We start from the raw sequence: 19,608 nt of genomic DNA, 5'->3' as shown, positions 1-19,608 counted from the left end.
TACACTCTGATTCTGGCGCGGCCCACGCCTCCCCCCTCCAGCGGGAAAGTATCGATCATACCGGGCTCTCTGATCACCGAACCAACTGTTCGAGCATCAAGCATAAGGAGGGGTTGTGACAACGCTCGCACCAGGAGGTTCTCACAATGCGTCTTTCTGCGCCTGTTTATCAATTGAAGCGCAAGGCCAGGCTTCTCTCCCGCGCCGATAACATTCCGCTGCACGAGGCACTCGACCGGATCGCCGTGCGAGAAGGCTTTGCTGCCTGGAGCCTGCTGGTGGCGCGGATGTCTTCGGTGACACCTGCCGCGAAACTGTTCGAGCAACTGTCTCCTGGTGATCTCGTGCTGGTCGGCGCGCGCCCGGGCCATGGCAAGACGCTGATGAGCCTGAAGCTCGCCGTGGAGGCGATGCAATCCGGCCATCGCAGCGTGTTCTTTTCGCTGGAATACGGCGAAAAGGACGTGCTGGACCGTTTCAGTGCCATCGGCGTGGAGCGGGGGCGTTTCGATACGCTGTTCGCATTCGATAATTCCGACGACATCTGCGCGGACTACGTCGCCCGGAAACTAGCGGACGCGCCGCGCGGCACGCTTGTGGTGATCGACTATCTGCAACTGCTCGATCAGAAACGCGAGAACCCGGCATTGATGGTGCAGGTGCGCGCGCTGCAGTCATTCGCGAGGGAACGCGGGCTGATCTTCGTCTTCATCTCGCAGATCCACCGGTCCTACGATCCGGCTGTGAAGCCATGTCCTGATCTGGACGACGTCCGGTTGCCGAATCCTGTCGATCTCGGCCTGTTCAGCAAGACGTGTTTTCTGAACAACGGCGACATCAGGTTTCAGGCGGCGCGTTAGTCAACGACGCGGGCCGACACAGGCCATGAACAACAAGAGTCGTCATGGCCGGCACAAGGCCGGGCATGACGAAAACTTGGAACTTAGTACTAACGCAGAATTTTACGGCGCGGGGATCGCGAGCAGGCTCGAAATGCTGCTGCCGCGGATGTCGTAGACTTTGGCGAAGACGACGTCGTCGCGCTTGATCTCGGCAATCACGGGGGCGGTGAGGCCCTTGCAGTAGAACTCGCCAAGCGTCATCGCAAAGTCGGCCGACTGGCTGTCCCAGCCGATGGTGAAGTCGGGACCGAGCGCGACCTGTGCCGGACGCTGCGGGCCGCACACGGCGACCTTCCACTTGCGGCCGACCGGCGGGCTTTCCTGGCGCTCAATGATCTGCTCGCGCAGCGCATCGGAGGCCTGCTTCAGCGCAAGGCCCCAATAGTCCAGCATGTACAGCGCATCGGCCTGGCGAACGGTGCCGGCGATGTAGTTGAAGTGGGTGTACTGATACGGATGCAGCCGGATCATCTCGGCCGTCGGCAGCATCAGGCCGAAGGAGAACACGGCGACGGCAGCCGCTTGCGCGCCGCGATGATTGACGCGCAGCCAATCCATCAGCGCCGCGAAAGCCGCGCCGCCGAGCACAGCCATCGGTGGGAGCACGAAGATGAAATGCCGGATGCCGTTATACAGCGCTGGGCGCTTCACCATGGCGATTACCAGCGGCAATGTGGCCGCAAAGGTCAGCATCAACAGGATGGTCTTGCGACGTGCCGGCACGGTGCCGCGCGACAGCGACATGATGGTCAGCGCGATGCCGCCGAAGGTGAGGCTGAGCAGCACTTCCGGAAGCTGCAGCGCGAACAGCGTCGGCAGATAGGACCACGGCATGTCCGGCACCGAGATCATCGCGCCGTCGAACATCTCCTTCCACGGCTTCTCGAAGAAGTGAGAGAAGTAGCCCAGTGCGCGCAGCGGATTGGCGGGCTCGAGAATCGACCACGGCCAGATCAGGCCCATGATCAGATAGCCGAAAGCGAGGCCCGGCAGCAGCACGTAGAGCACATGCAGCAAGCGGTGCACGCTTTCGCGCACGCCATTGGTGCGGACATCCTCGATCCACAGAGGCATGAAACCGATCACTGCGTAGATCAGCGTCAGGCCGGCGAGAATGCGGCAGCCGATCGCGCAGCCGGCACCGAGGCCGAGGATCAGGACCGTGCGCGGCGACGGATTCGGATATTCCTGCGCCAGGCGCACCAGCCCGAGCATCAGGATGACCATCGCCACAGCGAAAGGCGCATCCTTTGGGTTCATGAACATATGGCCGTAGAAGGTCGGGCACAGCGCCAGCAGCAGCAGCGCGGCGAGGCCGCCCACGGGGCCGGCGACGCGGCGCCCGAGGCGCCAGGTGACGCCGAGGCCGATGACGCCGACGATCGCGCCGAGCAGGCGTCGCGTCTCGAACAGCTCCAGCGGGATGATCTTGTGCAGCAGCGCCGCGGCCATATCGAAGCCGCCGCCATACATGTAGAGATTTGCAAACGACAAAGCGCCGGTGTCGGTGAAGCCCGACCCGTACATCTTCAATAGAAGATCGGCATATTCAGCGTGGGTATAGTCGTCCCATCCGAGACCGTAGTCCCGGAACGTGAAGCTTGCGACGATACTGACAACGACAAGCGCCAGGATGGCGAGGTCGTCACACGTCCGTTCCACCGAGCGCCTTACTGGCGTGTCGATGGCCGCAGTCGTAATCGATGACATGGCGATGGATAACCCGGTGTCCCCAATGGCTCGGCTTTAGCGCTCTTTGAGCCTCGTTTCCCCGGCATCGATATAGCGCACTTCTCTTTTGAAGTAATTGAGAATTGTGGCTGAAGTTTCTTAATGCGTTGCAATAAACAGGACAAGGTAAAAGCTTTACCGTTTAGGGATAGATCGGCATGGCTTCCCAAACCTGTTGTCTCCGGTGGAAGAAAACTCTCGCAAAACGTACCACCAGGCCGATGTACAAGGGATGAACGCAAAATGCCGTTTGGCGGTGCACGCAATATGACGCTATCGTGGCACCCATGACGAGACTCGCGAGTGGTCCGTCGAGGAGTTCGAAGACTATGAAATTGCTGCTGATTGCCGGGATCGGGGTCATTCTGGCGGGCCTTGCCGCGATCGGCTTCGGCATTCCGGTCAAGGAATTCGGCTTCGGCAATACCCTGATCCTGACTGGAACGGTCGGCGCCTGCACCGGCCTGATCATGGTGAGCATGGCGCTCGCCGTCGGCGAACTGAAGAAGTTTGGGCCGCAGGGCGAGATCGATGAACCGGTTCCGTCGCCCCGGCTGCCGCGCCGGGAACTGAAGTTGCCGCCAGTTCCGGGGGAGGACGCAGAGGAGGCCGATGACGCGCCCGCGCCGGCCCCGCTGTTCAGCCGTGACCAGCCGGCCGCGCGACCTATCGTTCCGGAGCCAGGTGTTCCCCCGTGGCAGGACGAAGTGCTGCGCGACCGCGAGCGGCTTGCGTCCGCTGCCGCCGAGGCACCGGTGCCTGAGGAGCCGAAGCGTCGCAATCTGCTGTTCCAGTCATCGCGCCGGGAGCGGGAGAGGGCCGAGGCCGAAGCCGCATTCGAGGCGGCCATGCCAACGCCGGAGGCGCCCGCCGAGCAGCCGAAGAGTTTCGAGGATGCCTGGCCGCAGCCGGATCGGTCGCGCTCCGACGCGATCCGCCGCGCCGCCCGTACCTCGTCCTCGCCAAGCGACAAGCTGCCGGACGCCGCGCTGATCCCGGATCGCTACGTTCCGCCGACGCCGGCTGAAGAGCCGCCGCAGGCATCGGACGTCACCGTGCTGAAATCGGGGGTCGTCGATGGCATGGCCTATTCGCTGTATTCCGACGGCTCCATCGAGGCGCAGATGCCCGAAGGCATGATGCGCTTCGCCTCGATCGACGAGTTGCGTGAGCATCTCGACAACAGGGGCTGATGCCGTTCAGCCATTTCCGTTGGCGGTCACTTTCAGCTGATCTCGACTAATCTTGCACGCAGAATGAAACCGGCGCGCTATACGTTGTTATTGCCCTCGTGGCTGTAATGCCCGCATGATTGTCAAGTAAAGTGCGGCTCCAATCCTTGAAAGACGACGGACCATGAACGACATCGCCGGCAAGAGCTTCATCGATCTCACTGCGACGATCGTGTCGGCCTATGTCGGTCACAATCCAACACCGGCGTCCGAGCTGCCGGCGCTGATCGGTCAGGTTCACGCCGCCTTGGTGCGGGTGTCGAACGGCCGGCCGGAGGTCGCGGCGGAGCCGGCCAAACCGGCGGTGTCCGTCAAGAAATCGATGACCGCCGAATATCTGGTCTGTCTCGAGGACGGCAAGCGCTTCAAGTCGTTGAAGCGCCATCTGCGCACGCAGTACGCGATGACGCCGGAACAGTATCGCGAGAAATGGGGCCTGCCGGCCGACTATCCGATGGTCGCGCCGAACTATGCGGTGGCGCGTTCGCAGCTCGCCAAGAAAATGGGGCTGGGTCAGCAGCGCCGCCGGCGCAAGTGACCTGAACAGGTGACCTGAGCAAGCGATCTGGGCGAGTGATCCCGCAAGTAATCCGCACAAGTAAAGCTAAGCAATAAAGTCAGGTTCCATCCGCCGGAACCAATATAGAACAAATCGGAGACGAAGAAAGTTCTACGTCTGGATGCGGGATACATCTCCCGCCACGCGCAATTGGTGTGTGACGCCACAGGCAGGCGATACGTGAACTTGGCGGGTATGACGGGAGACTTTCAAGCGGACGTTGAGGCCATCCCGCGCATCGATGCCGTGCCGCGAATTCTGGACGTGATCTGTCGGACGATGGGGGAGGGCTTTGCCCGCAGGTCGTTGTCGAGGACTGCGATGAACTCTTCGCGCGCGCCGGCCGCGGATCAATCGCAGTCGCCGCCGGAAACCTGCTTTCTCAACGCCGCGGCTTTGAGCGATCGTGCGAAGGCATTGGTTCTTTTGAATAAAAGCCCAGGAAGGAATAAAGTCTAAAATTCTGCTTGCCGGGCCATTCGGGATGTGAGCTTATTATCCTAAATGGAGTCGCTCACGATGAAAACGTCCCGCAGCACCACCAGGCATCCCGACCGCGTCGATCACCATCGCGCGCAGCATCTGTCGCTGGAGACGCGACAGATCCTCACCGAGGACGGCGTCGCCAGCGTTCTCGTCAATGACAGTGAAAGCCCGCTCGGCTGGCTGGCCCGGCGCAAGGGCCGCGATGGCCGCAGCATGATCAGCCCGCATCAGTTCATCGCCGGCGAAAAGCTGCGCGCCGATTTCACGCGCGGCAACATGGCGCCGCGCATGACGGCGAACTGGGCCGCGCCGACCGGCGGCCGACCACGCGGGGCCGGCAGCAGTCCCGGCGAGATGACGGATATCATGATGACAGCGCGCCAGCGCGTCAGTCAGGCGCTGGATGCTTGCGGGCCCGAGTTTTCAGGGGTTCTGATGGACGTGTGCTGTTTTCTGCGCGGCCTCGAAGACATCGAGCGCGAACGCAACTGGCCGGCGCGCTCCGCCAAGGTCGTGCTGCAACTCGCGCTGGATCGCCTCGCGCGGCATTACGGCTTCGCCAGTGAGGTCAGGGGACAGCCATCGAAAGTGCGAACCTGGCTCGCAGATGATGCAACGTTCGAGAGCTAGGCTGCGGAGTCGATAGCGCGCAGCCAGATGAGGATGGATGCGAGCTTGACGACGGCCAGGTCGTGGCGGCGCTCATAGGCGCATCATCGATGCCGCGACGCCAAGCAGCTTTCGTTGACGCCTGCGCGTTTTGCCGCCATATACAGCGCATGAACAAGCTTCGATCAGCTGCATTGACCACCACGGCGACCGCTCACGGCGGATCGCCTTCTGGTCGCGCGCGCTAGAGACAAGCGTACTTCACCCAGAAAAGGCCCCGCCGGCGACGGACGGGGCCTTTTCTGTTTTTGATGATCCCCGTCCGCGCTTTTTCCCCTCGTAAGGAACACAGCCATGGACGATCTCGACCACAGAAATCTCGGCGTACAACTCAAACTCTGGCACCTGCAGGACGATGCGCCGGGCATGGTGTTCTGGCATCCGCGCGGCTATGCGATCTACCGCGTGCTGGAGGACTATCTCCGGCGCAAGATGCGCAGAGCCGGCTATGTCGAGGTCCAAACGCCACAGCTGCTGCCAAAGGACTTCTGGAGCCGCAGCGGCCACTGGGACAAATTCCGCGAGCACATGTTCCGGGTCGATGACGGCGAATTGGCGATGGCGCTGAAGCCGATGTCGTGCCCTTGCCACGTGCAGATCTTCAACAAGGGTCTGCGCTCGTGGCGAGAGCTTCCAATCCGCTATGCCGAGTTTGGCGCTTGTCACCGCAACGAGCCATCCGGTGCGCTCCACGGCATCATGCGAACGCGCGCCTTCGAGCAGGACGACGCGCATGTGTTCTGCCGCGAGCAGGACGTGGAGGACGAAGTCGCGCGCTTCATCGCTTTGCTGGGCGAGGTGTATCGCGACCTCGGCTTTCCCGACTACGAAGTGGCGCTGTCGACGCGGCCACCGGTGCGCGCTGGCGACGACGCGACGTGGGATTGGTCGGAGGCGAAGCTCGGCGATGCCGCGCGGCAATGCGGCCTCGCGCCTCACATCAATCCTGGCGAAGGCGCGTTCTACGGACCGAAGCTGGAATTCGCGTTGCGCGACCGGCTGGGACGATCCTGGCAGTGCGGCACGGTGCAGCTCGACAGCGTTCTCCCGCAGCGGCTCGACGCGTCCTACATCGCGGCCGACGGCAGCCGCGCGAGGCCCCTGATGATCCACCATGCCATCTTCGGATCGCTTGGCCGCATGATCGCGATCCTGCTCGAGCACCACGGCGGCGTGCTTCCTTTCTGGTTGTCGCCGGATCAGGTCGCCGTTGCGCCGATTTCGAAAGACCAGGCCGGATACGGCGCTGACGTCGTGGCGGCGTTCGAGGATGCAGGGATTAGGGCCATTGCCTATGACGGCGCCGATACGCTTTCACGGCGCATCGTGGCAGCGCACGACATGGCGGTGCCGGTGATGGCGATCGTCGGCGGGCGCGAGATGAGGGACGGCCGGGTGAGCCTGCGCGAGCGCGACGGCTCACAGGCCGACGTTCCTTTGGCCGAGGCGGTGTCCCGGCTGCAGGCGAGAGCTCGGTCGGGCGCGCTTGGGGCTGAAGCCCGGTAAACGGGCCTCAGCTGCGCTCCGATCAGTGGATACTGGCGGGCGTTGGTGCAGCACCCGCAGCCGCTCGAGCCTATGGGGTCACGCCCTGGTTGCATCTGCCAGGGTCTCGGTGGCGTCCCGGCGGATGCGCTCGACCATGGCGCGCAGGCCGTTGGAGCGCTGCGGCGTGAGGTGTTCCTTGAAGCCGAGCTCGTCGAATACCTTGATGGCGTCGGTGGCCAGAATATCCTCGGCCTTGCGGCCCGAATACAGCGTCAGCAGGATCGCGATCAGCCCGCGGACGATATGTGCGTCGCTGTCGCCGAGATAGCTGAGCACCGGCGTGCCGTGGTCGCGGGCGACCTGGCGCGACAGCCAGACCTGGCTCGCGCAGCCGTTGACCTTGTTGGCGGAGGAATGTTCCTCATCCGGCATCGGCGTGAGGCTGCGCCCGAGTTCGATGACGTACCGGTAGCGGTCGTCCCAGTCCTCGAGTAGCTCGAAATTATCGCGGATATCGTCAATCGTGGTCATCGGGGCCTGCAAGCAATGTCAGGCCCTATATAGGGACGAACAGCGCCGAAAGCGACCGCCGTTTGCGGTAATTATCCGCCGCAATCAGCCGTTTAGGGAGCAGCGGTGGGGGGCTGCCATTCGGCGGCGAGGTCGTCCTGGGTGAGCGTGTCGGGCCGGGCCATGGCGACCGCGCCCTGATCTTCGCCTTCGCCACCGATTGAGCCGGTGGTATCGGGCTTCTTCTCGGTGATGATCTGGTAGATTTTCTTCGCGCCGTCCTTGGCTCGTTCGCCGATCACGGTGGCCGCATGGCCGCCGACTTCGCAGGTTGCCGGCTGGCGCTTGCAGAATTGAGCCATGTCGGACATCGCCGCACTCGCAGCCGATACCGCATCGGACGCGCCGATCTGCGGCAGCTTGTCCGATTCCGGCGTCTTGTCCCTCGGCAGCAGCACGAGCACGAGCCCGAGCCAGAATGCCATGCGAAGCAGGAAGAACATCGCGAACCCCGTTAGTCTCTTCGAACCGTTGCGATTTGTCGCAATTGGGATCGAAGTTAGCAGCAGTCGATAAATTGCAAGTATTTGCGATGCGGTTAAATCGACGAAAATTCGCTTCATTCGGTTTGGCGTAAATTTTCCATTGATGAGCTGTTCGTGCGTTTTCCGACACGATGTTGGGGATGCACACTTTCGAAACCATATGGATGTGGCGATGGAAACTACTCGTTCACCATCGTTGTCGAATGGAAACGCGAAAACTCCTCTTAAATCAGCACTTACACGTCAGGCATGGCGAACGCGGCGGTCACTTTAGTGTTCGCTTAATGTCGCTCTGACACGTTGGCGCAACGATAAAAGGAGGCGTTTCGGCGCGTCTGAATTGACGATCAAGCCGAAGCGAGACCAGTGACAGTATCGACCATCATCCGCGACTGCCTTGATGCCATGCTGCACCCTTCAGTGCGCTACGATGCGCTGACGAGCGCGCGTCATCGCGCATTCATGGCCCCGCGTCTGCTCGGCAGTCTTGCGGCCCTTGCGGCTTTTCCTGTCTATCTCGCGCTGCGCGGCGCGCCGAACGCGATCGAGGTCGCAGCTTTCGCCTGGCTGATGGCGCCGATCCTCTGCTCATATTTTCTGTCGCGTACCGGTCGCTATGAAAGCGCACAGGTGTTGTCGTCCATCGCACTCGCCAGCCTCGTGATGATGATGGCGATCTCCACCGGTGGCATCAATTCGTTCGCTGCGATCTGGCTTGTCGTGGTACCGATCGAGGCGGCACTCTCGGCGTCGCGCCGTATCGTTGCCTTTGCATCGGCGCTGGCGCTGTCTTGCGTCAGCATTCTCATCGTACTGACCAGCCTTGATTGGTTGCCCGTATCCGAAGCCGGTGTCGCCGGCCACGGCGTCTTCATGGGCTTTGGTATTGCCTCCGCCACCATCTATGCAGCAGGTCTGGCCTTCGGCGCGGAGTCGCTGGCGCGCACCAGCGTCTCGCTGCTCTATGTCGAGGAAGACCGCTATCGCCTGCTGGCGCGCAATATGAGCGACGTGATCTCGCGTCATCGTCACAATGGCGCCGTGCAGTTCATTTCGCCGGCAGCTGAAGCACTGATCGGTGCGCCCGTGCAGCGATTGCTCGGCCATGGCCTGTTCGATCGCGTCCATGTTGCGGATCGCCCGGCCTATCTCACGGCTCTGTCCGACGCCGCACGCGGCGGCGAAGCCCGCTCCGTCGAATTCCGCCTGCGCCGCGATGTTGTGCGCGGCAATGATCGCATGCGTCCGTCTGGCGCCGAATTCATCTGGGTCGAGATGCGCTGCCGGCCGCTGGAGCAGGGCGCTGATATCTCGTCGCCCAATGCCGATGCGGAAGTCGTCGCGGTGCTGCGCGATGTCACCGACCGCAAGCTGCAGGAAGAGGCATTGGCGCAGGCCCGCATCGAAGCCGAGCGCGCCGATGCGTCGAAGACGCGCTTCCTCGCCACCATGAGCCACGAGCTGCGTACGCCGCTGAATGCCATTATCGGCTTCTCCGACATGCTGGTGCAGGAAGAGCTGATGATGCTCGATGCGACCAAGCGCAAGGAATATGCCCAGCTCATTAACGATTCCGGCCAGCACCTGCTGTCAGTCGTCAATGGCATCCTCGATATGTCGAAGCTGGAATCCGGCCACTTCGAGATTTCGCCGGAGCCGTTCGCCCCACGTCCCGCGCTGATCAATTGCTGCAATCTGCTGGCGCTGAAGGCGCGCGAGAACGGCATCGATCTCATCACCGATGCGCCGAAGGATCTGCCTGAGGTCAACGGCGATCCGCGCGCATTCCGCCAGATACTGCTCAACCTCGTGTCCAATGCCATCAAGTTCACCGAGCGCGGCGGCAGCGTCACCGTGGCAGCGGGCGTCGAAGGATCGCGCTTGATGCTGCGCGTCAGTGATACCGGCGTCGGCATTGCATCGGACGATCTCGCACGCATCGGCGATCCGTTCTTCCAGGCCGGCAAGACCTATCAGCGGCGCCACGAGGGCACCGGCCTCGGCCTGTCCATTGTGAAGAGCCTCGTCGGCATGCATGGTGGCGAGATGCAGGTGCAGAGCCGGATCGACGAAGGCACCACCATCACAATCGCGCTGCCGCTGGAGTTTACGCCGCAGGCTGAACACGTCAGCAATATCGCGATCTTGAATCCCGCGGCGCGCACCGCGCCGTCCGACCAAGCCCATCAGGTGAAGAAGAGTGCCTAAAGCCAGTTCCAAAGCGACCAAGTCCAAACGCGGCCGCGCCGTCGCCATCGTCGACGAGCCCGCGGAGCGCGGTATCGTCCTGCGCGTGCTGCTGCACAGCCCGAAGGACATGGTCGCCGGCCTGATCGCGTTCGCCGCGGTCAGCGCCATCATCGCCAATGCCATTTTCCTGCAGAAGGGGCATCATCCGTCGCCGATGTTCGGATCCAGCACCGTCGTTGCGTTTCCGGCACCGGCGCAGGTCGCCAATCCGCTGCCCAAGCCGCGTCCACTGGATGCTGCGTCGTCGGACACCAAACTCGATTCCCGCATGCTGGATTCCAAGCCGGTCAACAGCGCCAACGAGCCGAAGCCGTCGCTCGCCGCCAAGCCCGTCGAGCAGCGCGCGGCTGATCCGGTCGGCAATCTCCTGAAGGCGCCGGCACCACCGGCGTCACCGGCGACCACGGGCGCTGTGGCGCGCCCGCCTGCGGCGATCCCGAATGCAACCCGCACCGATCCGCTTGGCGATCTCATCACCAATACCCGCCGCGTCGCCGCTGTTCAGCGTGCGCTCACCGAATACGGCTATGGTCAGCTCAAGCCGACCGGCAATGTCGGCTCGGACACTGCGGCTGCGATCCAGCGCTTCGAGCGCGAACGCAAGCTGCCGGTGACCGGGCAGGTGTCCGATCGCATGGTGCGCGAACTCGCCACCGTCACCGGGCGCGCGATCGACTAGCGCTGCCGGGCTGCTGGCCCGGCGATGCGGTTCACGACATTTCGAGTTCGACGCGTGCCTGCTTCTTCGTCTTCGCGTCCGACACCTCGATTTTGACGCGCTCGCCGAGGGCAACGAGAAATCCAAACAGGCGCTCATAAGAGTAGCCGCTGAACTGTCCGCGCAGCAGCTTAGAGACGTCGGGCTGGGCAAGGCCAATCAGCTTGGATGCCTGTGCCTGGGTCAGTCCCTTGCTTTTGATGCGTGCGGCAATGCCGAGAACGATCTCTGCCTTGATGAGATGCTCATCAGCGTTTGGCAGGCCGAGGTCGGCGAATACGTTGCCGCTGCTCTTTGTGCTTGCTGGCTTTTTCATTGCTGCCCTCCATGGCTTCTTCGTAAAGCGCCATTGCGTCTTTTAGACGGGATTTGATCAGGTCAATCTCGGTCTTAGGGGTCTGGATCCCGGATTTCGACTTCTTCTGAAACGCGTGGAGAACGTAGACTATGCCCTTCAGTTTGATGGTGTAGACCGCGCGAAACGTATCGCCATCAAAATCAGAGACGATCTCCACAACGCCTGCGCCGTGGAAGCCCTTCAAAGGCCTCGCATCCGGGTGCTTCTTGCCTTTCTGGGCCGCACGCAGAGCAAAACCAATGCATACCTTCACGGGCACCGGAAACTTCGAAAGATCGTCTTTCGACGACCCCACGAATTCCAAGGGTGTGTCGGTGGGTGACATTCTGATATTGATGCCGGGCGACGTTGCGCATTATAGTCATAATACTATAAATGGGCGTCGCGTCAATTGCGCATTTCGGGCTTGGTCCTCGGTCTCGAAGTCACCTCGCAATCTCGTTCTTTGGAGTAATCAAGGGCTCAGATGTCACGATTGAAGTCAGCCATTTGGGTCGCAGCCTATCTGCGCCGCTGCCAGACCGAGGGCGTGTTCGGCGCCGTGCGCCGTCGTGGTGCAGAGGAAGCAGGCGCCGTGTTCGTGAAGGTCGCGCTGCTGGATGGCACCGCGATGCTTTACACGCCGGCGCCGCAAAGCGCCTATGACGAGAGCCGCCCTGTGGATCGCGTCTTCGCAGCCTCACCGCCGCAGCCCGTCGAAGAACGCAAGATCGAAGAGCGCCTGCAGAAGGAGATCTCGTTCGATCCCGACGTCTGGATCGTCGAGACTGAGGACAAAGCCGGACGGCATTTTCTGGAGCTGGCGAAGGGCTAGGATCAGCTCTTCAATACCAAGTGGTTTGCCGGCGAAAAAGCCGTCGGGCTGCCAGCTCAATGCTCGACCATTGCGGAATAAGCATCGCAATCGCCATGAAAGTGCAGATCCAAAGCAGCATTGGGACCGGTAGCGAGAAGCCGTCATAGGTGTGTGACTGGCGGGATATCAGCCAGAAGATAAAAAGTAGAAGCGGGGGAATTGCGATGATCCTGCTTCTGTAGGTCGGGAGCACGAACGTTAGAAGCAGGACCCCCGGAAGAAAGATTATTGCCAGAAATATGCTGCCTATCGCGAACCAGATTCCGCCTGCGGGATGGCCGAGGGAAATCATGTAGGCAATCGCGGGCCATCCGATGCCGACGCATAGGATCGTTCTGCGAGTGTTTCGAACCCATTTGGGCAGTGGCAGAACGCTCATCGGGGCAGACTACCGCAAAAGCGTATCTTTCCCGACGCCTTCAAAGCTTCAATTTTAACGGCCCGACGAATTCCGCGTCACGCGCGTGATATCGACACCCGGCTGAACGCTCAGCCTTGCCTGTTGCACGCTCGGCCGCGCGCGCTGGCGTTCGTCGTCATAGAGCGCGGGGCGGAACTTGGCGCGCGTCGCGGCCATATGCGCGCCGCGCCAGGCGGCCACCATGATCAGCGCCGAGCGTTCGCTCAGCACGTCATACATCCGCGCGATCCGGTAGACGTTCGTCACCGAGGTGCCGAATTCCGGATTGAGGAACAGCAGGACACGCTGGAAGATGTCGCTCCGCATGCCGAGCGCCTTGGCGCAGCAGGCGAGGGGCTCACCGCCGGGATCACTGACGACCTGCTCGGCAATGGCGGCGGGCAGCATCAAGGCTTCGCTCAGCTCGCGCGCAAAGTTGTCGCGGTCTTCGGCGAAGGCGGCCATTTCAAGAATGTGCATGGCGCGCGCGGCGCGCGCTTGCGGAATTCGGGCGGAGGATCGCAGCGGCGTTTCGGCGAGGTTATGCAGGATCTGCGCACGCTCGCTGCTCGATGCGGCAAAGAACAGCGTACTGATCTCGGACGCGTCCCTGGGCGCCATGGCCATATTGGCGGCGACACGCATCTGCGCTTCGCTCGGCTGCTTCACGGGCGGCGCGGGAGATTCTGCGGCGGAAATGGGCTGCGCGAGCGGCACCGATTGGCCGGGTTCGGTCGGGAGCAGATTGAGCCGGTTGAGGATTGCGCGCGGGGTGTTCGGATAGATCGACAGCCGCGCACGCACCGCGGCGCGGGTGGCGTCGTCGACCTGATCGATCAGGCGCGCGGTGAGTTCGACGAACTGCTTCTCTTCGTCGATCGTATGGTTCGGTGCCTGGACATAAAGATCCGTCAGCACGCGCAGCAAGGTCGGTCGCACGTCCACACCTTCGCGACGCGAGAGCGTCAGCAATCCGTCAAAGCCCGGAAACATTGGAGGTGAGGCAGGCATGTCATACGCTTACTAAGGGAACCTTGCCTCAAATTATCGCGGACGCATTAATATGTGTTTAACCATGGGCCTCTGACCGAGGCAGATCTGATTCCGACGAGTCGGTTCAACGATGCGGGTGCGAGTGGAGCGCGCGTTCGTTGACATCGCGCGGCATCAACGAACCGTTGCTTCGACGATACCTGTGGCGTTAACATGCTGTTAACCATGAATGTCCTTAATGACCATGCGTCGGCAAAACGGGCGAAGCGGCGCGGAGAGACTGGATAATGAGCACCATCATCAAGTTCCCGGCGGATGCGGCAGCGCGCAGGCTGGGCGTGAATGTGGCGCCATCTCCCCGCGAAACCTCCGCCGAAATCCTGATCCTGCCGGTGATCCGAATCGAGCGTCAGATCGACGACAGCAATGGCGGCAGCGGCCCGGAAGAGGGCACTGCGCCGGGACGCCGCCGCAAGCGCCGCGCCCGTTCCTGATTCCGGATTGATCCTGATGTCGGCGATATCCCATCCGAACCGGATACGGCTTCGGCGCAAGACGTCGTTTCTTGCGCCGTGTTTGATACTTGCGAGTTTGATCGGCAGCACGCTCGGCGGCTGCGCCGGCGGCGATTTCGGCCGTACCCGCAACAATGCGGTGACCGACGACATGCATCGCTGGATCGGCGTCGAGGCAACCGGCAGCGTCGGCCTGAAGTCGTCGGAATTCCAGCTCACCGATCTCGAGCGCCAGATGCGCGATCTCGCTTATCCGCTGATCGAGCCGCCGCATTCGCGCCCGCTGTGGAAGAGTGTGTTCGGCGACTACAAGCCGATCGCGTCGCCATGGCGGCAGAACGTCACCTTCGATCGCACGGCCTATGGTCGGCTGCTGATCGACGAGCCACATCGCTCGCATACGTCGCGCTACAGCGTGCTGATGGACGACGCGCGCGACGACATCCTGCGTTTCGAGGGATTTTATGCGACGGCTGCAAAGGTCGTCGAACTCGATCGCAAACGTAATGCCAGCCTGAAGCTGGTGTCGGCGCTGGAGCCGAAGGAGCGCGCCGACGCCATCGCACGCATGGATGAGAACGCGCTGATCGTGCAGTGGGTCGAGCAATGCCTGCAGCGCCGGGTGTCGTCCTATAAGTGGGCGCTGGAACGCATGGTGATCCACGCCCCCGATGGCATGGCGTCCAGCGCCGATATGCTGATCGGCGAATTGGCGGCGCAGACCACGGCAATGGCCGGCAGCCTCACGCCGGTGCGCCCCGGCAAGGTGCTCCAGGTCGGCGGATAGCTGGACGTGTAGGGCTGGAAGTGTAGGGCGGATTACGCTTCGCTGATCCGCGCTACGGCGTCGGACTTTTCCACTGGCTTCACCTGATCGTCCGGCACGGTTTGACGGCCAAGAATCTGCCGCGCGCCCTTGCGCGAAAACGGCTGCACGATCTGTCCCAGAAAATCCGATGCAACCTTGCCGCTGATGCCGAGCCGGTCCGGTGACGCCTTGGCGGGATTGAGATAGGTGCCGAACACATGGTCCCACACCATGATGTTCTCGCAATAGTTGCTGTTGCCTTCCGTCAGCGTCTTCGAATGATGCCAGCGATGCAGTTTTGGCGTCGCGAAGATCGGATCGAACAGCGCCGTGCGCGTCTCCACGTTGCAATGGGTGAGCAGGCCGGTGATGGCCGTCACGGCGCCGACCCAGAGGAAGACTGGCAGCGGCGCATCTAGCAGATAGAGCGGCGCCTGGCTGAGCGCCATCTTGATCAGCGAGTCGATCACGTGGAAGCGTCCAGTATTCACCACCCAGAGCCGGACCACGCTGTGATGAAGCGCATGAAAGCGCCAGAAGAACAGGTTTTCATGCGCGATCCGGTGTGACCAGTAGAGGCCGAATTCGGCAACCACCAGCGCGAGCACGATCTGCGCGATCAGCGGCCAGTGCGTGGGCCACAGATGCGAGGCATGATCGTCCGCGCGCGTCACGGTAGCCACCGCCATCGGTACGATCGCAGTGGCCGCGACGGCCAGTTGCGCCGCCCCCTTGGTCAGCAGCGTGTGACCGATGTCACTCAGCGTTTCGCCATCATGCTCCAGCCATTCGGCGCGATGCGGCGTCATGCGTTCGAGCAGCACAATCGTCAGCAGCAGCGCTGCATAGACGACATTGAACCAGAGGATCGGTGCGGTGCTCGCGAAGGCAAACCATGCGCCCGTCAGCGCGCCGAAATACAGCAGCGGCCACCAGATCAGGGACAGGAAATGGCCGACGGCCGTATCGGACGGCTCTTGGTCGTGTTGCATGGAGGCTCCGCATTCGCGCCGATTCGTGGGTCGACGATGGATGCGGAGCTTCGCTGCGGGAGATTGCAGGCAGATTACGCCAGAGGGCTCTCTGGACGTTTTCTATGCGGAAAAACGTCACGCCGAGGTCGTCTTACAGCTGATAATTCACGCCGATGCGGACGATATTGCCTGTGATGTCCGAATTAACGCCCATGATCGGCTTTCCTGGCCATGCCGCGAAGGTGGCCTTGCTTAACGTCGTATCGCTGATCGTTCCGAGATCGAAATGCAGATATTCGACCTTCGCTGTCCAGTTCGATGCGATCTTCGATTCCACGCCGCCGCCGATCGCCCAGCCGATCCGTGTCTCCGATGCAGACCCTGCGGAGCAGAGAGCGTTCCGGGCACATGGAAATGTCGGCTCCGGCACAAGAGTGGACGAGACTTTCACGTGGCCGTAGGCCAGACCGCCGGTAGCGAAGAATAATGTCTCCGGTGTCACCAGATAGCCCAATCGTGCACGCGCGGTACCAAACCAGCTCAGCTCGGTGTTATGGCTGGTCAGGGTTTCCGGATTGGCACCAATCTCCGGGGCGTAATAAGTGACGCCCGCGCCCATTTTCGAATAGGACAAGTCTGTTTCCAGACCTGTTACCCAACGGTCGATCTGCCAGTTGTAGCCGATCTCAGCGCCACCGATGAATCCATCAAAGCGGGAATTGAGCGACCGGGGCATCGTGCCCTGCGACAGGAAAAATGGCGTGATGATCGTGTCGATGGCCGTAATGGTGGACGCACTTTCGGTCCAGCCATAGCCCAAGGTGGCGCCGATATAGGCGCCTGTCCATGTCACGATTTGTGGGGACACTGCCGCCTTGTAGTGCGGTTGAGCGAGATTGTCCGCGGCCAGCACGGGCGTTGACGCAAGCAGAATGCAGCCGATTACGCAGGCCAACTTAGCGGATTTCGACATTGAGTTCTCCAGCACTTCGAGACGAGAATTCCAGACATGCGGGGGCGATCAGGCAAGCAGGCCCCCATATGCGCCCTCCGAACAGCCCAGAGTCGCCATCGCTACTGCTAAGCGCTGCGGGATTTCGTGTCGTCACCCTGAAGTATGATGTGGTAAAATATGCTGCGTGTGCGCGTCCGGAAATTGACTTCGATCTCGCTCTGCCACACCAGAGCGCGCGCAATCACGGATTTGGAATGTTCATGGACGTTGTCGACAATGACGTACTCTCTTCAATCATCGGAGATATCTACGACTGCGTTCTGAACCGTGAGGGATGGTCGCGTGTTCTCACCCGCATCACACAGACGATGGATGCGGCCTACACCACGATTGCGCTCGCTGGCACGTCGGACAATCACGGCCGGTTTGCTGCCCAATCGCCCTGGGATGCCGAGCGCATGCGCGCGCTGCAGGACTACAGTTTCGATGATATTCCGGGCCTGAAGGCTGCAGTGGTCGGCGATATCGATACGCCCGTATCCACGCTCTCACTGATGCCCGAAAGTGAATTGCAGCAGACCGCTTTCTTTCGTAATTGGGCCGGACCGCAGGGATTGCGGGAAGGGTGCATTGTCAAATTCGTCCACACGCCGGACCGCATCGGTCTGCTCGGCTGCACCACCTGGGCGGACAAGGCTGCCGTATCTGCCGAGGATCAACGGTTTCTGACCTTGCTGTCTCCGCATTTGCGCAGGGCCGCGATGATCAGCGACCTGCTCGATGACGTGCGCGTGACCGCGCAGCTGTTTCGTGAATCGCTTGAGAACCTCGCGGTGCCCGTCGTGTTGACCGACGCGGCCGGATCGGTGCTCCATGCCAATGCAAGTGCCGAACGCATGTTCGCAACTGATGGTCCGATCCTGCGTCAGGGGCGAACCATTCAGGCACAGAACGCATTGATGGGCGACGCCTTGCTGCAGGCGATCGCAAGCGCTGCCTCGGACCTCTCGCTCGGCGCCAAAGGCATTGGCTTGCCGGTGTCGGCGGCAGGACAACCGCCCGCGGTCGCCTATGTCCTGCCTTTGACCGCTGGTACGGCGCGCGCCGCTTTTCGCCCCGCATGTGCGGCCGTCTTCGTCTCGACAACGACCTCGGCCTCTCCAATGCCGGAGGCCGTGTTGACAACGCTGTTCGAGCTCACGCCCGCCGAAGCGCGCGTGCTCGTGAGCGCCGGAAAGGGGCTCAACCCGTCCCAGACGGCCACTTCGCTCGGGATCTCGGAGAATACGCTGAAGACACATCTCAACCGGATCTACGCCAAGACCGGCAGGTCACGGCAGGCCGATCTCGTGAAGCTCGTGGCGGATATCGGCACGCCGCTGGCTACGGGATAGCGCACGTAGGATGGGTAGAGCGCAGCGAAACCCATCAAATACACACGACGACATGATGGGTTTCGCGAAGACGCTCTACCCATCCTACGATGACGATCGCTTATCAGCGCTTGCCTTTCACCGGCGCAGCCGGCGGATCGGTCTGCACCCGACAATTCGATGCGGCGAGGGATGCCTGGGCCTGGATCATCAGGCCGGGTTCGGCGGCGAGCGCCTTCAGTACGATCAGGCCGGTCGCGGTCGGCGAGTCGATGATGAGGCGGTCGGCGGACGTGACGTCCTCTTCCTCGGGCAGGGCTTCGTGCTGCGCCTCGGTCATCAGATCGAGCTCGATGACGCGGCGGCCGGCGGAGCGGTCGTTGATCGCGTAGTAAGCGACGTCGCTGCGGGTATAGAACGACACCGACGTGTAGGACTGGCTGACCGGCACGGTGAGCTTGATCGGTCCTTTGGCCAGGTCGTAGCGGCAGACCGCCATGGCGAAGGCCGGGTCCATGAATGGCAGCAGCGCATTGGCCGGCTCGGTCTGCGGCAATGCTGTCACCGCATTTTCTTTCGTTACCGAAGCGAGGCGCGAATAGGCGTCCTGCGTCGCGATACGCGGCAGCGCCAGCACGCTGACAAGATGCACGATGCCGCCAAGCACGACACCACCGATGAGCGCGAACATCAGCCGGATCATGGGCAGCTCACCGTGGCGATGGCGGGCATCGGTGCGTCTTTCTGCGTCCGGGTGGCAACGCCAACCGGCGTATCGTACAGCCGCAGCATCAACACATAGCGTTCCAGCGCTGATGTCGGCAGCCAGTTGCCCGCGCGCGAGCGTGCAGCGATGCGGATCTCGAACGCGCCGTCGGCATTGCGCACCACTTCCTGGCTGGTGAAGCCGTAGCGCTGCAATGTGTTGGGCACCAGACGGCCCTTGGTGTCATAGAGCGAGAGCGTCCAGAAACGCGCAGCCGGTGTCACGCCTGACACGACGATATCGCAGCGACCGTCCAGCGGCTTTTTCTTGTCGTCGGCGGTGGCAGTGAAGGTGACGCCGTCGCCCGTGCCGATCGGCAATTCGCCCGACCGTGCAATGGACGCACGCGCATAGGGATCGATCTCGCTGGTGCCGGTGCGCGGGCGCGCCGTCCATGCACCGATGGTGAGTGTGCCAAGGTCTGTGCCGCGGGTCGCGGTGGTCCAGGTCAGGCCGAGACCGACAGCAGTGGCGATCGCGAGCGCCAGAAGCGTGAGGAAGATCAGCCGCACGTGCGCAC

Annotated in this window: 22 protein-coding genes; 12 read left to right on the top strand and 10 right to left on the bottom strand. The window is 62.0% G+C overall.

Annotation, left to right across the window (positions count from 1 at the left end; translation table 11 throughout):
- The first annotated feature begins 146 nt into the window (after positions 1-146).
- Complete coding sequence (locus HP556_RS14575; RefSeq protein ID WP_175367494.1) at positions 147-860, top strand: DNA helicase; 714 nt, start codon at positions 147-149, stop codon at positions 858-860.
- A gap of 102 nt (positions 861-962) precedes the next feature.
- On the opposite strand, the gene HP556_RS14570 is transcribed toward HP556_RS14575, so the two are convergent.
- On the bottom strand, positions 963-2,612 hold the full coding sequence (locus HP556_RS14570; RefSeq protein WP_175367493.1) for a glycosyltransferase family 39 protein: 1,650 nt from the start codon (positions 2,610-2,612) through the stop codon (positions 963-965).
- Between the two features lie 350 nt (positions 2,613-2,962).
- On the opposite strand from HP556_RS14570, the gene HP556_RS14565 reads away from it, so the two are divergent.
- The 5 genes from HP556_RS14565 (at position 2,963) to thrS (ending at position 7,085) form a co-directional block, all read left to right on the top strand.
- Positions 2,963-3,826: a hypothetical protein gene (locus tag HP556_RS14565; RefSeq protein ID WP_175367492.1), complete on the top strand. Its 864-nt coding sequence runs from the start codon at positions 2,963-2,965 to the stop codon at positions 3,824-3,826.
- Positions 3,827-3,989: 163 nt separating this feature from the next.
- Positions 3,990-4,403: a Ros/MucR family transcriptional regulator gene (locus HP556_RS14560; RefSeq protein WP_089267012.1), complete on the top strand. Its 414-nt coding sequence runs from the start codon at positions 3,990-3,992 to the stop codon at positions 4,401-4,403.
- Between the two features lie 207 nt (positions 4,404-4,610).
- On the top strand, positions 4,611-4,883 hold the full coding sequence (locus tag HP556_RS14555) for a hypothetical protein (protein ID WP_175367491.1): 273 nt from the start codon (positions 4,611-4,613) through the stop codon (positions 4,881-4,883).
- Positions 4,884-4,943: 60 nt separating this feature from the next.
- On the top strand, positions 4,944-5,540 hold the full coding sequence (locus HP556_RS14550) for a DUF6456 domain-containing protein (protein WP_246297697.1): 597 nt from the start codon (positions 4,944-4,946) through the stop codon (positions 5,538-5,540).
- 333 nt (positions 5,541-5,873) lie between these two features.
- Positions 5,874-7,085, top strand: a complete 1,212-nt coding sequence (thrS, locus tag HP556_RS14545) for a threonine--tRNA ligase (protein WP_175367489.1) — start codon at positions 5,874-5,876, stop codon at positions 7,083-7,085.
- 78 nt (positions 7,086-7,163) lie between these two features.
- On the opposite strand, the gene HP556_RS14540 is transcribed toward thrS, so the two are convergent.
- Together HP556_RS14540 and HP556_RS14535 are read right to left on the bottom strand one after the other, a co-directional pair.
- Positions 7,164-7,598: a SufE family protein gene (locus HP556_RS14540; protein ID WP_175367488.1), complete on the bottom strand. Its 435-nt coding sequence runs from the start codon at positions 7,596-7,598 to the stop codon at positions 7,164-7,166.
- Positions 7,599-7,690: 92 nt separating this feature from the next.
- Positions 7,691-8,080 carry a DUF5330 domain-containing protein gene (locus HP556_RS14535; protein ID WP_175367487.1) on the bottom strand — a complete coding sequence of 130 codons (390 nt, stop codon included), beginning with the start codon at positions 8,078-8,080 and terminating at the stop codon, positions 7,691-7,693.
- A gap of 447 nt (positions 8,081-8,527) precedes the next feature.
- Here HP556_RS14535 and HP556_RS14530 point away from each other — a divergent pair, with 447 nt between their 5' ends.
- Both HP556_RS14530 and HP556_RS14525 read left to right on the top strand, forming a co-directional pair.
- Positions 8,528-10,330, top strand: coding sequence for a PAS domain-containing sensor histidine kinase (locus HP556_RS14530; protein ID WP_175367526.1), 1,803 nt, complete (start codon positions 8,528-8,530; stop codon positions 10,328-10,330).
- Positions 10,323-11,051, top strand: coding sequence for a peptidoglycan-binding domain-containing protein (locus HP556_RS14525; RefSeq protein WP_338117569.1), 729 nt, complete (start codon positions 10,323-10,325; stop codon positions 11,049-11,051). The genes HP556_RS14530 and HP556_RS14525 overlap by 8 nt, the downstream gene beginning before the upstream one ends.
- A gap of 31 nt (positions 11,052-11,082) precedes the next feature.
- On the opposite strand, the gene HP556_RS14520 is transcribed toward HP556_RS14525, so the two are convergent.
- Both HP556_RS14520 and HP556_RS14515 read right to left on the bottom strand, forming a co-directional pair.
- Positions 11,083-11,406, bottom strand: coding sequence for a helix-turn-helix domain-containing protein (locus HP556_RS14520; RefSeq protein WP_089267016.1), 324 nt, complete (start codon positions 11,404-11,406; stop codon positions 11,083-11,085).
- The gene (locus tag HP556_RS14515) at positions 11,339-11,773 is read right to left on the bottom strand and encodes a type II toxin-antitoxin system RelE/ParE family toxin (protein WP_175367486.1); all 435 of its coding nucleotides are present in this window, start codon (positions 11,771-11,773) and stop codon (positions 11,339-11,341) included. The genes HP556_RS14520 and HP556_RS14515 overlap by 68 nt, the downstream gene beginning before the upstream one ends.
- Before the next feature lie 141 nt (positions 11,774-11,914).
- Here HP556_RS14515 and HP556_RS14510 point away from each other — a divergent pair, with 141 nt between their 5' ends.
- Positions 11,915-12,262, top strand: a complete 348-nt coding sequence (locus HP556_RS14510) for a DUF1491 family protein (RefSeq protein ID WP_175367485.1) — start codon at positions 11,915-11,917, stop codon at positions 12,260-12,262.
- A 475-nt stretch (positions 12,263-12,737) separates the two neighbouring features.
- On the opposite strand, the gene HP556_RS14505 is transcribed toward HP556_RS14510, so the two are convergent.
- The gene (locus HP556_RS14505) at positions 12,738-13,715 is read right to left on the bottom strand and encodes a DUF2336 domain-containing protein (RefSeq protein WP_246297695.1); all 978 of its coding nucleotides are present in this window, start codon (positions 13,713-13,715) and stop codon (positions 12,738-12,740) included.
- A gap of 269 nt (positions 13,716-13,984) precedes the next feature.
- Here HP556_RS14505 and HP556_RS14500 point away from each other — a divergent pair, with 269 nt between their 5' ends.
- Together HP556_RS14500 and HP556_RS14495 are read left to right on the top strand one after the other, a co-directional pair.
- Positions 13,985-14,191 (top strand): hypothetical protein, encoded by a 207-nt coding sequence (locus HP556_RS14500; protein WP_068730489.1) that lies wholly within the window; start codon positions 13,985-13,987, stop codon positions 14,189-14,191.
- Between the two features lie 16 nt (positions 14,192-14,207).
- Positions 14,208-14,999: a hypothetical protein gene (locus HP556_RS14495; protein WP_175367484.1), complete on the top strand. Its 792-nt coding sequence runs from the start codon at positions 14,208-14,210 to the stop codon at positions 14,997-14,999.
- Positions 15,000-15,031: 32 nt separating this feature from the next.
- Here the strand turns inward: HP556_RS14495 and olsE are convergent, their stop codons facing one another.
- Both olsE and HP556_RS14485 read right to left on the bottom strand, forming a co-directional pair.
- Positions 15,032-16,012 (bottom strand): ornithine lipid hydroxylase OlsE, encoded by a 981-nt coding sequence (gene olsE, locus HP556_RS14490; protein ID WP_175367483.1) that lies wholly within the window; start codon positions 16,010-16,012, stop codon positions 15,032-15,034.
- Positions 16,013-16,145: 133 nt separating this feature from the next.
- On the bottom strand, positions 16,146-16,967 hold the full coding sequence (locus tag HP556_RS14485; protein ID WP_175367482.1) for an outer membrane protein: 822 nt from the start codon (positions 16,965-16,967) through the stop codon (positions 16,146-16,148).
- A gap of 242 nt (positions 16,968-17,209) precedes the next feature.
- Between HP556_RS14485 and HP556_RS14480 the strand changes: the two genes are divergently transcribed.
- Positions 17,210-18,343, top strand: a complete 1,134-nt coding sequence (locus HP556_RS14480) for a helix-turn-helix transcriptional regulator (RefSeq protein ID WP_175367481.1) — start codon at positions 17,210-17,212, stop codon at positions 18,341-18,343.
- A gap of 103 nt (positions 18,344-18,446) precedes the next feature.
- On the opposite strand, the gene HP556_RS14475 is transcribed toward HP556_RS14480, so the two are convergent.
- Together HP556_RS14475 and HP556_RS14470 are read right to left on the bottom strand one after the other, a co-directional pair.
- On the bottom strand, positions 18,447-19,025 hold the full coding sequence (locus HP556_RS14475; RefSeq protein WP_089267023.1) for a DUF1254 domain-containing protein: 579 nt from the start codon (positions 19,023-19,025) through the stop codon (positions 18,447-18,449).
- The gene (locus HP556_RS14470; protein WP_175367480.1) at positions 19,022-19,600 is read right to left on the bottom strand and encodes a DUF1214 domain-containing protein; all 579 of its coding nucleotides are present in this window, start codon (positions 19,598-19,600) and stop codon (positions 19,022-19,024) included. Before HP556_RS14470 ends, HP556_RS14475 begins: the two co-directional genes overlap by 4 nt.
- Between the last annotated feature and the right edge of the window lie 8 nt (positions 19,601-19,608).

Source organism: Tardiphaga robiniae, assembly GCF_013359755.1.
GTDB lineage: Bacteria > Pseudomonadota > Alphaproteobacteria > Rhizobiales > Xanthobacteraceae > Tardiphaga > Tardiphaga robiniae.
This window is presented reverse-complemented; position numbering and strand designations above follow the sequence as displayed.

Coding starts and splice junctions, on each gene's coding strand:
- HP556_RS14575 (WP_175367494.1), top strand. CDS start 147: ATGCGTCTTTCTGCGCCTGTTTATCAATTGAAGCGCAAGGCCAGGCTT.
- HP556_RS14570 (WP_175367493.1), bottom strand. CDS start 2,612: ATGTCATCGATTACGACTGCGGCCATCGACACGCCAGTAAGGCGCTCG.
- HP556_RS14565 (WP_175367492.1), top strand. CDS start 2,963: ATGAAATTGCTGCTGATTGCCGGGATCGGGGTCATTCTGGCGGGCCTT.
- HP556_RS14560 (WP_089267012.1), top strand. CDS start 3,990: ATGAACGACATCGCCGGCAAGAGCTTCATCGATCTCACTGCGACGATC.
- HP556_RS14550 (WP_246297697.1), top strand. CDS start 4,944: ATGAAAACGTCCCGCAGCACCACCAGGCATCCCGACCGCGTCGATCAC.
- thrS (WP_175367489.1), top strand. CDS start 5,874: ATGGACGATCTCGACCACAGAAATCTCGGCGTACAACTCAAACTCTGG.
- HP556_RS14540 (WP_175367488.1), bottom strand. CDS start 7,598: ATGACCACGATTGACGATATCCGCGATAATTTCGAGCTACTCGAGGAC.
- HP556_RS14535 (WP_175367487.1), bottom strand. CDS start 8,080: ATGTTCTTCCTGCTTCGCATGGCATTCTGGCTCGGGCTCGTGCTCGTG.
- HP556_RS14530 (WP_175367526.1), top strand. CDS start 8,528: ATGCTGCACCCTTCAGTGCGCTACGATGCGCTGACGAGCGCGCGTCAT.
- HP556_RS14520 (WP_089267016.1), bottom strand. CDS start 11,406: ATGAAAAAGCCAGCAAGCACAAAGAGCAGCGGCAACGTATTCGCCGAC.
- HP556_RS14515 (WP_175367486.1), bottom strand. CDS start 11,773: ATGTCACCCACCGACACACCCTTGGAATTCGTGGGGTCGTCGAAAGAC.
- HP556_RS14510 (WP_175367485.1), top strand. CDS start 11,915: ATGTCACGATTGAAGTCAGCCATTTGGGTCGCAGCCTATCTGCGCCGC.
- HP556_RS14505 (WP_246297695.1), bottom strand. CDS start 13,715: ATGCCTGCCTCACCTCCAATGTTTCCGGGCTTTGACGGATTGCTGACG.
- HP556_RS14500 (WP_068730489.1), top strand. CDS start 13,985: ATGAGCACCATCATCAAGTTCCCGGCGGATGCGGCAGCGCGCAGGCTG.
- HP556_RS14495 (WP_175367484.1), top strand. CDS start 14,208: ATGTCGGCGATATCCCATCCGAACCGGATACGGCTTCGGCGCAAGACG.
- olsE (WP_175367483.1), bottom strand. CDS start 16,012: ATGCAACACGACCAAGAGCCGTCCGATACGGCCGTCGGCCATTTCCTG.
- HP556_RS14485 (WP_175367482.1), bottom strand. CDS start 16,967: ATGTCGAAATCCGCTAAGTTGGCCTGCGTAATCGGCTGCATTCTGCTT.
- HP556_RS14480 (WP_175367481.1), top strand. CDS start 17,210: ATGGACGTTGTCGACAATGACGTACTCTCTTCAATCATCGGAGATATC.
- HP556_RS14475 (WP_089267023.1), bottom strand. CDS start 19,025: ATGATCCGGCTGATGTTCGCGCTCATCGGTGGTGTCGTGCTTGGCGGC.